The sequence below is a fragment of the Paenibacillus sp. ICGEB2008 genome (genome assembly GCF_000307675.1).
GTDB lineage: Bacteria > Bacillota > Bacilli > Paenibacillales > Paenibacillaceae > Paenibacillus > Paenibacillus polymyxa.
Window position 1 is genome coordinate 18,818 of record NZ_AMQU01000027.1, and the last position, 14,772, is coordinate 33,589.

General features: G+C 44.9%; 15 protein-coding genes. 12 read left to right on the top strand and 3 right to left on the bottom strand.

Going from position 1 to position 14,772, the window contains the following annotated elements; translation table 11 throughout:
- The first annotated feature begins 26 nt into the window (after positions 1-26).
- From C400_RS0122725 to C400_RS0122755, 6 genes are all read left to right on the top strand, one after another.
- On the top strand, positions 27-701 hold the full coding sequence (locus tag C400_RS0122725) for an SOS response-associated peptidase (protein ID WP_017428335.1): 675 nt from the start codon (positions 27-29) through the stop codon (positions 699-701).
- 384 nt (positions 702-1,085) lie between these two features.
- On the top strand, positions 1,086-2,294 hold the full coding sequence (locus tag C400_RS0122735; protein ID WP_017428336.1) for an MFS transporter: 1,209 nt from the start codon (positions 1,086-1,088) through the stop codon (positions 2,292-2,294).
- A gap of 55 nt (positions 2,295-2,349) precedes the next feature.
- Positions 2,350-2,796: an OsmC family protein gene (locus C400_RS0122740; RefSeq protein ID WP_017428337.1), complete on the top strand. Its 447-nt coding sequence runs from the start codon at positions 2,350-2,352 to the stop codon at positions 2,794-2,796.
- 69 nt (positions 2,797-2,865) lie between these two features.
- Complete coding sequence (locus tag C400_RS0122745; RefSeq protein WP_017428338.1) at positions 2,866-3,951, top strand: lactonase family protein; 1,086 nt, start codon at positions 2,866-2,868, stop codon at positions 3,949-3,951.
- Positions 3,952-4,462: 511 nt separating this feature from the next.
- Positions 4,463-4,618 carry a hypothetical protein gene (locus C400_RS28190; protein WP_013370850.1) on the top strand — a complete coding sequence of 52 codons (156 nt, stop codon included), beginning with the start codon at positions 4,463-4,465 and terminating at the stop codon, positions 4,616-4,618.
- Between the two features lie 174 nt (positions 4,619-4,792).
- Positions 4,793-5,302, top strand: a complete 510-nt coding sequence (locus tag C400_RS0122755; protein WP_017428339.1) for a hypothetical protein — start codon at positions 4,793-4,795, stop codon at positions 5,300-5,302.
- 140 nt (positions 5,303-5,442) lie between these two features.
- Here C400_RS0122755 and C400_RS0122760 read toward each other — a convergent pair whose 3' ends face one another.
- Positions 5,443-6,069 (bottom strand): FMN-dependent NADH-azoreductase, encoded by a 627-nt coding sequence (locus C400_RS0122760; protein WP_016821060.1) that lies wholly within the window; start codon positions 6,067-6,069, stop codon positions 5,443-5,445.
- Positions 6,070-6,308: 239 nt separating this feature from the next.
- Here C400_RS0122760 and murI point away from each other — a divergent pair, with 239 nt between their 5' ends.
- From murI to C400_RS0122790, 6 genes are all read left to right on the top strand, one after another.
- Entirely contained in the window at positions 6,309-7,163 is an 855-nt protein-coding gene (murI, locus tag C400_RS0122765; RefSeq protein WP_017428340.1) for a glutamate racemase, read from the top strand.
- Positions 7,164-7,266: 103 nt separating this feature from the next.
- A complete protein-coding gene (locus C400_RS0122770; RefSeq protein WP_016821063.1) occupies positions 7,267-8,118 on the top strand; it encodes an aminoglycoside phosphotransferase family protein in 852 nt (283 codons plus the stop codon).
- 14 nt (positions 8,119-8,132) lie between these two features.
- Complete coding sequence (fosB, locus tag C400_RS0122775; protein WP_017428341.1) at positions 8,133-8,555, top strand: metallothiol transferase FosB; 423 nt, start codon at positions 8,133-8,135, stop codon at positions 8,553-8,555.
- A 68-nt stretch (positions 8,556-8,623) separates the two neighbouring features.
- Positions 8,624-10,018 (top strand): MATE family efflux transporter, encoded by a 1,395-nt coding sequence (locus tag C400_RS0122780; protein ID WP_016821066.1) that lies wholly within the window; start codon positions 8,624-8,626, stop codon positions 10,016-10,018.
- Between the two features lie 193 nt (positions 10,019-10,211).
- Positions 10,212-11,192, top strand: coding sequence for a S8 family peptidase (locus C400_RS0122785; protein WP_016821067.1), 981 nt, complete (start codon positions 10,212-10,214; stop codon positions 11,190-11,192).
- 147 nt (positions 11,193-11,339) lie between these two features.
- Positions 11,340-11,825 carry a tetratricopeptide repeat protein gene (locus C400_RS0122790; RefSeq protein ID WP_017428342.1) on the top strand — a complete coding sequence of 162 codons (486 nt, stop codon included), beginning with the start codon at positions 11,340-11,342 and terminating at the stop codon, positions 11,823-11,825.
- Positions 11,826-11,980: 155 nt separating this feature from the next.
- On the opposite strand, the gene budA is transcribed toward C400_RS0122790, so the two are convergent.
- Both budA and alsS read right to left on the bottom strand, forming a co-directional pair.
- Entirely contained in the window at positions 11,981-12,727 is a 747-nt protein-coding gene (budA, locus tag C400_RS0122795; protein WP_016821069.1) for an acetolactate decarboxylase, read from the bottom strand.
- 163 nt (positions 12,728-12,890) lie between these two features.
- Positions 12,891-14,600 (bottom strand): acetolactate synthase AlsS, encoded by a 1,710-nt coding sequence (alsS, locus tag C400_RS0122800; protein WP_026065499.1) that lies wholly within the window; start codon positions 14,598-14,600, stop codon positions 12,891-12,893.
- Positions 14,601-14,772: the final 172 nt, after the last annotated feature.

Sequence of the window (14,772 nt, forward strand, 5' to 3'; positions counted from 1 at the left end):
AAAAAAGGCGGAAGGATGAATTGCATATGTGCAAAAGATTTTCGTTATCGGCAGATTTGGATGAGGTCAGGGATCATTTTGGTATACAACGTGTCATGTATTATTATAAAACACGTTATAACATGAGTCCCACCCAGCATGTTCCAATCGTGCTGCATCAGGATGGAGAACGGGTGCTTGATGAATTTCGTTGGGGATTTATTCCCTATTGGGGCAAGGATTGTGTCAATGCGGACCTGAATACCGTTCGAGTAAATCCCAGTTATCGCAAGATGGCGGAAACCCGCCGCTGTATAATTCCTTGCAATGGATTTTATTATTGGCGAAAATTAGGCAAACGCATGTGTGCCGTCCGGGTGGTACTGCCGGAACAGAAAATGTTTGCGGTCGCGGGGCTATATGAGATATGGCAGGATAGCCGAAAGGAACCGTTACGCACCTGTACGATGATGACGGTTCAAGCTAACACGGATATACGTGAATTTGACAGCCGTATGCCCGCTATTTTGGAAGTAGACCAAATAGATTCATGGCTAGATCCGTCGCTCCAGAACATTGATGAGTTGCTGCCTTTATTGCGCACGTATGAGCAAGGTGATATGAGCATCTATCCGGTGACCCCGCTGGTGGCCAATGATGAACATGATAGTCGTGAATGCATTCAGGAAATGGATTTGCAGTGGTCCTGGATTAAACCTTAAATGTATGTTTGAAGATTTGTGTCTAATATTGATCATAAGCTTCCCGCCACCTGCATAGGTATGTAGTGGGGAACAAGCGTCATAATCCGGGGAGAGGGGAAACGGCCGAAGGAGTATCTCATATGGGATGGAGGCGATTGGAATGAGTAACGATACACTCATCCAGCTGCTGGTGCTCATGGTGACGATCATCGGTCTGGTCCAAAACCGGTAAGTGGCAGGTTCCAGAAGGCGGGAGAATTGCCGTAGGCAATCTTCCGTTTTTTTCTGCGTTAAAATGCTCGCGGATTGAGGAAGCTTGCGGTACAATAGAGGCTGGACTACAGGTGACAAGACACCTGAATATACGTCTACATACGATGCATTTTTAAGGGAGAGCGGATCATGAGTGAATTAACTTCATTACCACCAGCCAAAAAAAGGAAATTGCTGTTTAGCGCAGGACTTAGCTGGCTGTTTGATGCTATGGATGTGGGGCTGCTCTCATTTATAGTCGCAGCATTGGCTAAGGAGTGGCATCTCGGGTCAGAGCAGATTGGTCTGCTGACTGCAATGAATTCGATAGGAATGGTATTTGGGGCTGCTTTGGCAGGGATTTTGGCAGATCGTTACGGCAGACGCGCTATATTAGTGTGGACCCTGTTGATCTTTTCCATTGCCAGTGGCTTGTCTGCTTTGGCTACAGGTCTCGGTATGCTGCTGGTGCTGCGTTTTATTGCTGGCGCAGGCTTAGGTGGAGAATTGCCTGTTGCTTCGACACTGGTGTCAGAATCAGTGCCTGTGAAAGAACGAGGGAGAGCGGTTGTGCTGCTGGAAAGCTTCTGGGCGGCAGGTTGGATTCTTTCGGCTCTTATTGCCTATTTTGTTATTCCGAAATATGGTTGGCAGCTTGCCTTTATTCTCGGCGCAGTACCTGCCCTGTACGCTCTTTATTTGCGCAGAGCTATTGAGGATTCACCGCGATACAAACAGCAAAGCGTCAAACTTCCGTTACGTGCACGCTTGGCTGCGATTTGGTCAGGACCCCATCGCAAGTCTACGCTAATGCTGTGGATTTTATGGTTTACAGTTGTATTTTCATACTATGGCATGTTCCTGTGGCTGCCAAGCATAATGTTTATGAAAGGGTTTGAACTGGTTAAAAGCTTTGAGTATGTCCTAATCATGACACTTGCACAATTACCAGGTTATTTTACCGCTGCCTATCTGATTGAAAAGCTGGGTCGCAAATTTGTACTAATTATCTACTTGTTGCTCACAGCAGTGTCCGCTATTTGGTTTGGAACTTCGGAAACGGCAGGGATGCTGCTGGCTGCTGGTATCTGCTTGTCCTTCTTTAATCTCGGTGCATGGGGCGCCATGTATGCTTATACCCCGGAGCTATACCCAACGTCTGCTCGTTCTACCGGTGTGGGTATGGCAGCTGCATTTGGCCGTATTGGGGGCGTAATCGGGCCTTTTGTGGTTGGTATACTCGTAGGACAAGGCATAGCGTTACCATCTATCTTTGCGATTTTCTTCGTAGCTATCCTGATCGGAGCAGTTGCTGTATGGTTGCTGGGTACCGAAACTAAAAATCAGGAGATTGACTAACCTTTACATTCACCTGTGTAAAGATTCATAATACAAGAGAGAGGAGTGACCTGAAATGGAGCATACCTTTCTGCTCAAGGCAGACTGGAACGGGGGGCGCAACAGCGACGGGCGTATTGAGGCCGGACAGTTGCGAACAGCGATTTCGATTCCGGCTGAGATGGGAGGCCCTGGTGTGGGCACCAATCCGGATGAAATGCTGCTCGGTGCAGCTGCTACCTGCTATCTGATTACTTTGGCGGCGATGATGGAGCGTGCCAGTCTCCCGGTGGTATCACTGGCACTGGAATCAGAAGGGATCGTCGATGTAACGAACAACATTTTTACATATCGCCGAATCGTGCATCGTCCGCGAGTTCTATTGTCCGTCGATGCAGCAGAATCACAAATCGAACAAGCATTGCGCCTTGCGGAGCAGGCTGAAACCTCATGCATGATCTCGCGTGCCGTAGCAGGAAATGTAACATTGTCTACAGAGCCTGTGGTGGAGCGCGCCTCTTAAAGCAATATCTGTAACAGGAGCAATCATTCCAATTGCCCATCATTTTTTTAATCCAAGGAGGACACAACCATGACAGCACAACAAAAATTGCTCGTATTCGCAGGCTCTTACGCCGAATTGGAAGGTAACGGAGTTTATTCGTATACTTTTAATGAACAGACAGGAGCCCTGACACTACAGGATGAGTTCTCCGGCTTAAAAAATCCTACATTCCTAAATGTGGACGTTAAAAATCGGAAGCTGTATTCTATTGGCGAGACAACTTCCGCTGCAGGAGCGAAGGTAGGCGAAGCCTCTGCTTTTGAAATTGACCCGGTTAAAGGCACATTTACATTGCTAAATCGTGCGGAAAACGTAGGCTCCACAACTTGTCATATTCAGCGTGATCCATCCGATCGTTACCTGATTGTGGTCAGCTACCACGGAGGTATGGTAGGGCTGGTCTCTCTGACTGAGGACGGACGTATCGGTGAGTTGCTGGATGTTAAACAGCACGAGGGCAAAGGAGCGCATCCTGAGCGTCAGGATCGTCCACATCCACATTCCAGCTTCTTTAGCCCGGACGGCCGCTTCCTGTTCGTACAAGATCTTGGACTGGATCTGATCCGTATTTATACCATTGATGACAGCAAAGGGCAACTGGTGCTGCACGGTGAAACAAAAACCCATGCAGGTGCAGGTCCACGTCACTTGACGTTCCACCCGAACAGTAAATTTGCTTTTGTTATTAACGAAGTGGATTCTTCCATTACTTCTTTCGCATATGATGCAGAAGCTGGTAAGCTTACTGAGCTGGAGAGTGTACCGACATTGCCGTCTGACTTTACTGGCGAAAACACAACTGCAGAAATTGCGATCTCACAGGATGGAGCTTATCTTTACGGTTCCAACCGTGGACATGATAGCATCGTAGTGTACGCTGTAGATGCTGCAACAGGCAAGCTGAGTCTAGTGGAGCATGTATCTGCTGAAGGCGAGCATCCGCGTCATTTTGCTTTGACACCTAATGGTGATTATATGCTCGTGGCTAACCGCGACACCAACAATATTGTTACCTTCAAAGTGGACAAGGCAAGCGGTCGCTTGACTTACACAGGACAACAAGTAACTGTGTCCAAGCCTGTATGCGTACAGCCTTTTTACTTTTCCGTGTAAAAATAGGGCAAAAACATCAGAATTATTGAAGTAACGGTATGCGGCTCGTGACCGCTACGAGAAACGGACCAAACATAAAAATTTATTAGTAGAAACGGCTTGTAGGATAACTGCAGCCGTTTTTATTTTATACCCAGTCGTTCCAAATAGATCATTACCCACGGAAGTAATATAAAGTTTTAAGATCATAAATAAAATACGAATAATCTCGGTGGGAAAAGGGTACATATGTTATAAGCGGAACAGTTATCCCTTTTGCAATTTAGGACAAGCACTGTGGCTCCCATATATAAGGGTTGGAGCTTTGAAACGAAAAGATATATTTTAGTCTGAGTATTGGTATCAGTTTGTTAGATCGTTGTTGTTTTGGATAAATTCATGAAAGATGATAATGGCAAGGATAAGCTGAGTAACGAAGCGGGCAGTTGGATTTGGAGTAGCAATCGGAGAAACCATCTGCTTGCGCAGTGGGCTACACATTGCACGCATTCTTGAGGAGGATGGGATTCATATGAAAATAATCATTACACAAAAGGAAGCCGCCGACAAAGGAATCTGGACAGAGATTATGGGGATGTTTGCTGTAACCAAAGAGGACGAGGTATGGCAAAATGAAGAGTTTATTCTCACCGAGGAACAGGCACGTCAGGTGGGATTACTAAAATAACAAAGGTAAATTAGGACATGTCATCAAGTTTTAAGACCAAGTCTTAAAAAATCGTAACTTATTTTTTATGTATCTGATACACTTTTTAACCGTTCAAAGTTTATGATAGGTACACAAGGGTAATGAAGCTTACAGACACCGTGTACATACCCAAACGGCAAGGAGAGATCAGACATGATGAAATTAGCTTCGAAATGGACCGTATTGACTTTGATGATGATGCTGATTACGACGGCAGGGGCAACAGCGCAAGGCTACACACCTGTAGCAGCTGCTGAAAATCAGGAGACCGTATATATAAACCAAATGGACATTCGCGATGGACAAATTTATTTGTCAGCAGACCCGATTGAATGGTACGAAGGCGCAGCAGCAGACAAAGCATTTGTGGAGCATGAAGGAAATACAGGATTGGATGGAGCGCCGGATGGCTACTACATCGTAAACAATTCCGTACAAAATGACGTGTATCAGGTTGCACCAGATGCTACGGTAGAGGTGCAGATTTATGACCACACAGGGAATATAGAAGACACAGACGTGCAATGGAACGAATCCATTCCTTTGGCACAGTTTGAGAAGGATTTTGCTAAAAAGGATGTTCTGGACCTCAGCCAATTTCCATACCATGTTACGCTTCGTGACGGTAAGGTTGTAAAAATCGTGCAGCAGTTCATTCCTTAAATAGAGGTAAGCTCATACAGACACGTGCTTCTTACTTGATCACAGATCAGGGGAGCACGTGTTTTTGTATTTTGTATCAAAAAAAAGAGGATTTCCATCCCGTAAAGGGTGCGGACATCCTCTTTTTTTCATATATATAATTAGAACGATTTTGCTGCGTCTACTGCACGTTGTACGGCAGAAGCAACGATCTCTTGTGCTTGGTCAGGAGCTTGGTTATGTCCTTCCAGTACAACCTTCACAATGTCTTTAACACCGAAGAAGGTTAAGATGTTGCTCATGAAGTTCAAAGACATCTCAGCAGCAGCAGCAGGCCCTTCGGAATAAACGCCGCCTCTTGCATTCAACAGGGCTACTTTAGTGTCAGTTACAAGACCTACAGGACCTTCAGCAGTGTATTTGAATGTTTTACCTGCTTGGTTCAGGTAGTCAATGTATGTGTGCAGTACAGCTGGAATCGTCATATTCCAGAGCGGGAAAGCAAATACGACTTTGTCTGCTGCCAAGAATTGATCCAGGTAACCATTAGCGATGTTTGCCAGGCGAGCTTCTTCTGCGTTCAGCTCCATGCCTCTTGCGGATTTGAACGTGCCGTTGATCATGTTAGCGTTCAGATAAGGAAGCTCGACGGAGAACAGGTCCAGCTCAGTGATTTCATCAGATGGGTGGGAAGACTTGTAGCTTTCCACGAATGCGTTATACAATTTAACTGTTGCAGATTCTTCAGCTGTACGATCATTAGCTTTGACAAATAATACTTTAGACATGATTTATTTCCCCCTAAGTAAGTTGAATAAGTAAGTTTAGTTAGTAAGTTACCACGTAATATTACAATATAAAGATAATATCTGTCAACACTTCTATATTAAATTTACTTTGAAAAGCTGCTTTATTTTTTACACTGTGAAATTTACGTGTTTCTTTTGCAAAATATCAGTTTTGCGGTAAAATTTAAATGTAAAGTCTAATGAAGAGTATGCTTGGATAGGCGAGGAAGGAAATGAACATGGTGCCATCAAGATTTAACACCATAGTTGAACGAAAAAAGGTGAGTAGCTTGAAGATAGGTTTTTTTGATTCGGGATTGGGTGGAATTACAGTATTGTCTGAGGCGCTAAGACGTTTGCCAAACGAAAATTTTGTTTACATGGCGGATACGCTTCATGTTCCTTATGGAACGAAAACACCCCAAGAGGTGCTTGGTTATGTCAAGGCTTCGGTGCAAACGATTCTAAAAGAGGATATTAAGGCATTGGTGATTGCCTGCAATACGGCTACAAGTATCGCGGTGGCGGAGCTAAGGAAGGAATATAAATTTCCGATTATCGGAATGGAACCAGCCGTGAAGCCAGCGGTCGAGATGAACCGAGCCAATGGTAAAAGAGTTCTGGTGCTGGCGACACCGTTGACATTAAAACAATCCGGTTATGCGGCACTGGTATCCAGAGTTGACGATCACGGAAGTGTGGACTCATTGCCTTTGCCGGAGCTCGTACAATATTGCGAACAGTTGAATTTTGACCGTACGGAATTGTTCAATTATTTTAACCATAAGCTGTCTTCGTTTAACTTAGACGTCTATGGTACGGTCGTGTTGGGATGTACACATTATCCATTTTATAAGGAAATTTTGAGAGAACTGTTGCCTTCTCATATTCAGCTCATTGATGGGAGCCAGGGAACGGTCAAACGCTTGAAACAGGTGCTGTCCGAGCGTAATTTACTGGCAGCTCCGTTGACAACGGGCCAATTGCAGGAGGGACATGTCACTTTTCTATGTACCAGTCAGGATAAGGCCTATGTCCATAAGATGGAGCGGGCGCTTGAAATCTATGCGGAGCGTGAAAAAATATATTTGTAAGAAAAGAATGGCTGGCGAACAGGTGGGCTAGATTAGCAATCCGAAGCGCCAGCCGCATTATTTGTCGTATTATTTATGGATCAGATGCATAGGGAGGTTTTACATGGACATTCAATTTATCCTGAATGAGCTGTATGAAGCAGGCGTGCTTGAAAGCCATATGCAAAATCTCAAACCGCTGACTGGCGGAACTTCGAGTGAAGTGGTTGTTGTCATGGACGGTACCAGACCACGATATGTCATTAAGCAAAATGATCCCGCGATTGTAAAAGCCGAGGCAGAATTTTTGCTTACCTATGCACAGATTGAGAAGCTATCTCGAGTGATTTATGTAGATTCCCTGCATCGTTATTTGGTATATGCGTTCAAGCCAGGGTTCACTAGGCAATATAGTGAAAGAAATAAGGGTGATTTGCTGCTCAGTCTGGCGACAGAGGTCATTGCACACTACAAATCCCTTCGAGAGGAACACAAGTATGGTTATTCGGATCATCCGTTTGTGGAATGGAGAGATTTTTTGCTCCACAGAACGAAAGAATCCGAAAAGATTATACAAGACGTCTTACCCTTAGAAAATCATCGGTTCATCCACACTCTTGTGGCCGGATCACCGCAACGGAATATTAAATATTTGCTTCATGGCGATTTCGGAGTACATAATTTTGTGTTTGCCGAAAATGGTACATTGACAGGTATTATTGACCCTGATCCAGTGGTGGGAGAACCTCTGTATGATTTGATATATGCCTTTTGTTCTTCACCGGATAGGCTGACCATCGATACCATTTTGCCGGCAGTAGATAAGCTTAGTCCAGAGATGACAGGGGAATATGAGCTGAACAGGGAAGTGCTACAGGGATTATACTTTCGTATAGCTACCTGCATTCGCCATCATCCGGAAGATCTAGACCAATATACAGAAGCATGGAATTACTGGCTGAACAGGGTTCGTTGAAAGGAATAGGAAGCATGAGCATACAAGGATGGAATCACATTTGCTTTTCGGTGTCTAATTTGGAGAAGTCTATACAATTCTATCAAAATGTACTAGATGGAAAACTGCTCGTTAAAGGACGCAAGCTGGCTTATCTGGATTGCCTGGGAATGTGGTTGGCTCTCAATGTGGAAGAGGATATTCCTAGAAATGAAATTCATCATTCCTACACGCATATTGCATTTTCAGTAGCGGAAGCGGATTTTGAAAGTATGCTTAACAAGCTGAAAACTCTTAATGTCCCTATTCTGCCCGGACGGGAGCGAAATGAACAGGATAAAAGATCAGTCTATTTTACAGATCCAGACGGACACAAGTTCGAATTCCACACAGGACAATTGCAGGACCGCTTGGAATATTATAAAAATGATAAAAAACATATGATTTTTTACCAATAAGTAAGCGTTATCAAAAAATGTATGGGTAAATTTGGATTTACATACGGAAGCGGGAGGAATACAGAAGTATGTCATTGTCGCAGGAAAGTGGCTCCAAGCAAGCGCAGGCCGTTAAAACGATGACGGTTTTCGCGATTACTTGGCCGATCTTCATAGAAATGCTATTTCATATTTTGATGGGTAGCGTGGATACGTTCATGCTTAGCCATGTTTCAGATGAGGTTGTATCGGCTGTCGGTGTATCCAGACAGTTAATTGAATTTACGATTATACTCTTCAATCTGCTTGGTCTTGGAGTAGGTGTGATCATTGCTCAGTTATTAGGTGCGCAAAAGCATGTGGACGCAAGCCGTGTTACCGCATCGGCACTAACCTTTAATCTGGTATTTGGCCTGGCGCTGAGTTTGATGTTTATCGTGAGCCGGGATTTTTTACTATCCTTCTATCATATTACTCCGACCATCAAGGAAAATGCAGAAATCTATATGATGCTGGCAGGGGGTTCGCTGTTTCTGGAAGCCCTTATGCTAACCGCAGGGCCGGTCATTCGCTCGCATGGTTTTACCAAAGATACGATGATCGTAGGCATTGGTATGAATATATTGCATGTTGTGGGAAATGCATTGCTCATATACGGCTGGTTTGGTCTGCCGCAAATGGGAGTGGCGGGAGCAGCGATTTCAACGGTTATTAGCCGCGTCGTCGCATGTGTGTGGATTTTTATCCTGCTGTACAAACGTGTAAGTGCGCCGATTCGTATCCAATATTATGTACAGCTTCAATGGAGCAAGCTGGTGTCGATCCTTAAAATTGGGATTCCTGCCGGACTAGAATGGCTTTCTTATCAGCTTAGTCAAATGATGGTGACCCGATTTGTCAGCTTTATGGGTACAACAGCGATTGCAACTCATTTTTATACGAATACGATTGTGTACTTTTTTATGGTATTTGGAATGGCCGTTGGCGAGGGAACCGAAATTATTGTGGCTCGCCTGATTGGAGCTGGAGACAAGGAAAAAGCATATCATCAACTTTTGCGAAGCCTGAAATGGTCACTAGTCATTACGATTGCTGTGATCGTGGCTGTATCCTTTTTCCGATATGAAGTGATGGCGATCTTTACGGACGAGCCAGCGATCATTCAATTAGGGGCAGCGATTTTGTTGTTCTGTATATTGCTGGAGCCGGGCCGTGTGTTCAATCACGTGGTCATTAACTCCCTGCGAGCAGCAGGAGATGTTCAGTTCCCCTTAATGATGGCCATTATTTCAATGTGGGGGATCAAAATCCCGCTAGCATATGTGCTAGGCATTCATATGGGATATGGTGTGCTGGGTGTGTGGATAGCACATGCATGCGATGAATGGGTACGAGGTATTTTTCACTATTTACGCTGGAAAGGCCGAAAATGGCAGCACAAATCGTTGTTATCTAAGGCTGAGCTACAAGCGGAATCAATCTAAGGCTCATAGAGGGACCGGAGCAGACATTTCCCAATTGATTTGGTTGATGTCTGTTTTTTTTGCAAAAATAAGCAAATTGGGATGTTCAAACTTTTCAAAAATTGCTAGAATATAGTAACCTCGAATGCAGTAGAGGTTTTCAAAGTTTCAAAGACGGATGGTTTCCAATTGAATCCATGAAGGAGGGAATAAGATGGAACGTAAAGTGCATATCATTCCTTACCAAGTGATCAAGCAGGAGCAACAAGTGAATGAAATACCGCGAGGGGTGGAGATGATCCAGGCACCTGCGGTATGGAACCAGACTCGAGGCCGAGGAGTAAAGGTGGCGGTGCTGGACACGGGCTGTGATGCGGACCATCCGGATCTGAAGGCACGCATTATTGGTGGCCGCAATTTCACGGATGATGATGAAGGTGATCCGGAAATTTTCAAGGATTACAACAGTCATGGTACACATGTGGCAGGAACCATTGCGGCAGCGGAAAATGAGAATGGTGTCGTAGGTGTCGCCCCAGAGGCAGATCTGCTCATCATCAAAGTGCTAAACAAGCAGGGCTCCGGTCAATATGACTGGATCATCCAAGGTATCTATTATGCGATTGAGCAAAAGGCAGACATCATCTCAATGTCGCTTGGTGGCCCTGAGGATGTGCCTGAGCTTCATGAAGCAGTAAAAAAGGCTGTAGCCAGCCAAATCCTGGTCATCTGTGCAGCTGGAAATGAGGGAGACGGTGACGACAGAACGGACGAGCTCGGCTACCCTGGCTGCTATAATGAAGTGATCAGCGTAGGTGCTATCAACTTTGACAGACACGCCTCAGAGTTCAGTAATTCTAATAATGAGGTGGATTTGGTTGCACCAGGAGAAGATATTTTGTCCACAGTTCCGGGCGGGAAATATGCGACCTTTAGCGGAACATCGATGGCTACTCCGCACGTAGCAGGTGCATTGGCGTTGATTAAGCAGCTGGCGAATGCGAGCTTTGAGCGTGATCTCACCGAACCGGAATTATACGCCCAACTCATCAAACGCACAATTCCTCTCGGCAATTCTCCTAAGATGGAGGGCAACGGCCTGCTGTACTTGACAGCAGTGGAGGAGCTTTCCCGTATTTTCGACACGCAACGTGTAGCGGGAATATTGAGTACAGCATCGTTGAAGGTTAAATAAGTCGTAACAACGGACTATAACGACTCTCCTAAGCGGAGAGTCTTTTTGTGCGCTTCATTATATTTGAGAATCTCCATTTACATCGTATTCAAATGTCGGGTAACATGTATCTCAAGGAAATAGTCAAGAAAAAAGTGGGGAATTAGCATGGAACAAATGATTGCAAAAGTCAGCGATCTAAGACGTACAGGACAGGCAATGGAAGCACGTAAGCTTTTATTAGAGGCCCTTGAGCAGGAGCCGAAAGAAGCGGAGTTATGGTATCAGACAGCCTGGACGCACGACGTATTGGGCATGGAAAGGGAGGCGGTTCCCTTTTATGAAAAAAGCCTAGGTATGGCACTAGCCGCAGATTCCAGGAGAGGAGCCATCCTAGGATTAAGCAGTACATATCGTGTATTAGGGGATTACGCCAAGGCGAAAGCGTGGTTGGACACAGGAATGAACGAATTTCCGGATTACAGACCGTTTCGGGTATTCTACGCTATGGTGTTATATAATCTGGGGGAACTCGGGAAGGCCATGGAGGGGCTGCTCATGGAGTTGGCTGAAACGACCGCAGACATAACATTACAGGAGTACTCCCGTGCCATTCAATATTATGCTGATAAGTTAGACCAGATCGAGGAATAAGTAGGCCGGAGTGAGAGCATAAGCGGCATTGTGTATATATGTTGCCTACATAAAAAGATCACAGTCAGAGAGCAGTAGCCTCATTTTCTGACTGTGATCTTTTGCTTTTTTATTGTCTAGCTAAGGGACCGTACCTTGATGAGCTATATGCGTAATTATTGTGCACCTTCAGTAACAGCGATTTCTTTCTCCAAGTCTACTCTGGACAAATTAGCCTTCAAGTAATCTGGTGTATCGGGCAGCACAAGATGTAGATTGGATTTTTGACAAATGCGGATTGTGCACTTGTCGACAACAAAATCAAAAACATGCCCGCCTCCAGTACGTTCATCATTAATAAAATGGAGATGAAATCCGGCTACTCCAATCCCTTGGGCATAAGCAGGTGTCCAAAAGCCTGTGATCACGCCGGAAGCGTCATTAAAAGTAAAGGTAGGCTGTGACTTGGTTGCTTCGATAAATGGTTTGTAAGGCTTCACTTGATGAGGCACAGTACGTGTCTTTACTTCACGAAAAGTGCCATCCATACGGAAGGCATAGAACAGATTACGGCTTGGAAATAGTTTTAGCAGCAAAGCTTCCAGCTCTTCACGATGCATGGGATGGTCAATAGTATATGTGAAATCTTCGCGGAAAAAGGTGACGGTGGAAAACGGAGTAGTTTCTTCCGGTTTTACGCGATGGGCCGTACCGTCTGGAAGCAAGTGATAAAATTCACCATCGAACGCGATCATCTCGCCATTCAGTTGATCAAAGGTACCAATTCCGAAATCCCCGTGCTTTTGCAGCTCCTCAAAGGCAACAACTCCATCATAAAGACCATCTAATAGAGCAAGCATAGTGGACGTTTGGTAAATATCATGATCAGTTTCTTGCTTGGTTTCCAGTCCTGCAACGGTCATGGTAATACACTTCCTTTTGTAATTGTATGCATTCATTTTCTTTCTTTTTCAATAATAAACGTAATGTTTCAGTAAATAACACAAATAGCTCAAAAAAATTATAAAAAATAACGTGTTGCTCTTTAATTGTCACGAAACCGTCACGAGAGAGTCTCGGTAAAAGTTAGTTTAATTGATTTGGTAGCAGTTTGCGTCCCAACTGGATATTATCTTGATAATCAATCGGAATATCAACGACCACAGGGCCATCCGTATGAAGAGCTTGCTGCAATACGTTTTCCAGTTCTTCAGGAGAGTGGACGCGTAATCCGGTGGCCCCAAAACTTTCCGCATATTTCACAACATCCACATCTCCAAATTTTACACCAGACGTTCTGCCGTATTTAATCTGTTGTTGAAAGGCGACCATGTCATAGGTACCATCTCTCCATACAATATGCACTAGCGGTGAGTTAAGACGTACAGCGGTTTCGAGCTCCATGGATGAAAACAGAAATCCTCCGTCTCCAGAAATAGACACGACTTTTTGACCGGGGTTGACGAGTGTAGCGGCAATCCCCCAAGGCAGTGCTACGCCCAACGTCTGCATTCCGTTGCTGAATAGCAGGCGTCGCGGTTCATACGAACGGAAATACCGTGCCATCCAAATGTAGTGTGAACCGACATCACAGGTGACTGTGACGTTATCATCAATCAGACTGCGAAGTGTGCGAATAAATTGTAATGGATGAATCAGAAAATCATGCTTGTGGGCTGGAACAGCTGCTTGCTCGTTCAGATCATGGCGTAGACGATTCAATTGGTCGCAGGAGGATTTAGGTAGCTTTAAGGTAGGCAACTCTTCTGCGAGGCCACTCACAATCAGACCTATGTTCCCGATTAACTCGTAGTCCGGTTGATAATCATGATCAATATCGGCTTGATGGTCATCCAGATGAATGAGTGTTCGATTTGCTGGGATGTTCCAGTTTTTTGGGTCGTATTCGATAGGATCATAGCCAATCGTCAGTACCAAATCTGCGGCTCCAAGCAGCATATCACCCGGTTGATTTTGGAACAGCCCCACTCTTCCAAAATAGTGGTCTTCCAGTTCACGGGAGATGGCTCCAGCGGCCTGGAAGGTTTCGACAACAGGCAGATCTGTATCTCGAATAAGAGCACGGATAGCTGCGGTGGCTTCAGGCGTGCTGGCTTTCATCCCGAGAAGAAGTACGGGCAGTTTGGCCTTTCTGATTTGGTCTGCGACTTGTTTGATGAGCTCGGCGGGTGCGGTCCCAAGCTGGGGAAGAGAAACCTTCTCAATGACTGTTACTTCGGATGACGAAGTCAACACGTCCTGCGGCAGGCTGACGAATGTGGCTCCAGGCTGGGCTGAGGTCGCAATCCGAAATGCATTAGCAATGGCTTCCGGTACATTATCAGGGTGTTCTACTTCTACACTGTATTTGGTGATAGGTTCGAATAGTCCGGCATTATCCATAGATTGATGTGTGCGTTTCAGGCGTTCCGATCTTGGGACTGCACCTGCAATGGCGACGACAGGATCACTTTCTGCATTCGCGGTGACAAGTCCTGTCGCCAAGTTAGACGCGCCTGGACCCGAGGTAACAATGCATACACCCGGCTTACCAGTTAATCGACCGACCGCTGCTGCCATAAAGGCGGCATTTTGTTCATGGCGGCATACGATCAATTCTGGACCCCGATCTTGAAGAACATCAAAAACAGAATCGATTTTGGCACCTGGAATGCCAAAAATATGCGTAACCCCTTGCTTAATCAAACAGTCGACAACAAGGTCGGCTCCTTTTGTATCGGATTTGGTTTTAGTTTTAGTTTGAACAGCTTGCACTTTTGTACTCAATGCTACCACCTCTTCTTCTTCGTGTGTGAAATAAACTAATGAAATACTTTCAATGTAAATCAATGGATGTATATTGCAATTATAATACAATAACTGGTATTTTCAAGAAAGAAATTTTCAGAAAAAAAGAGAAAATCGTATAAAACGTTTTCAAAGTTTGATTTATCGCGGAAATTAAAAT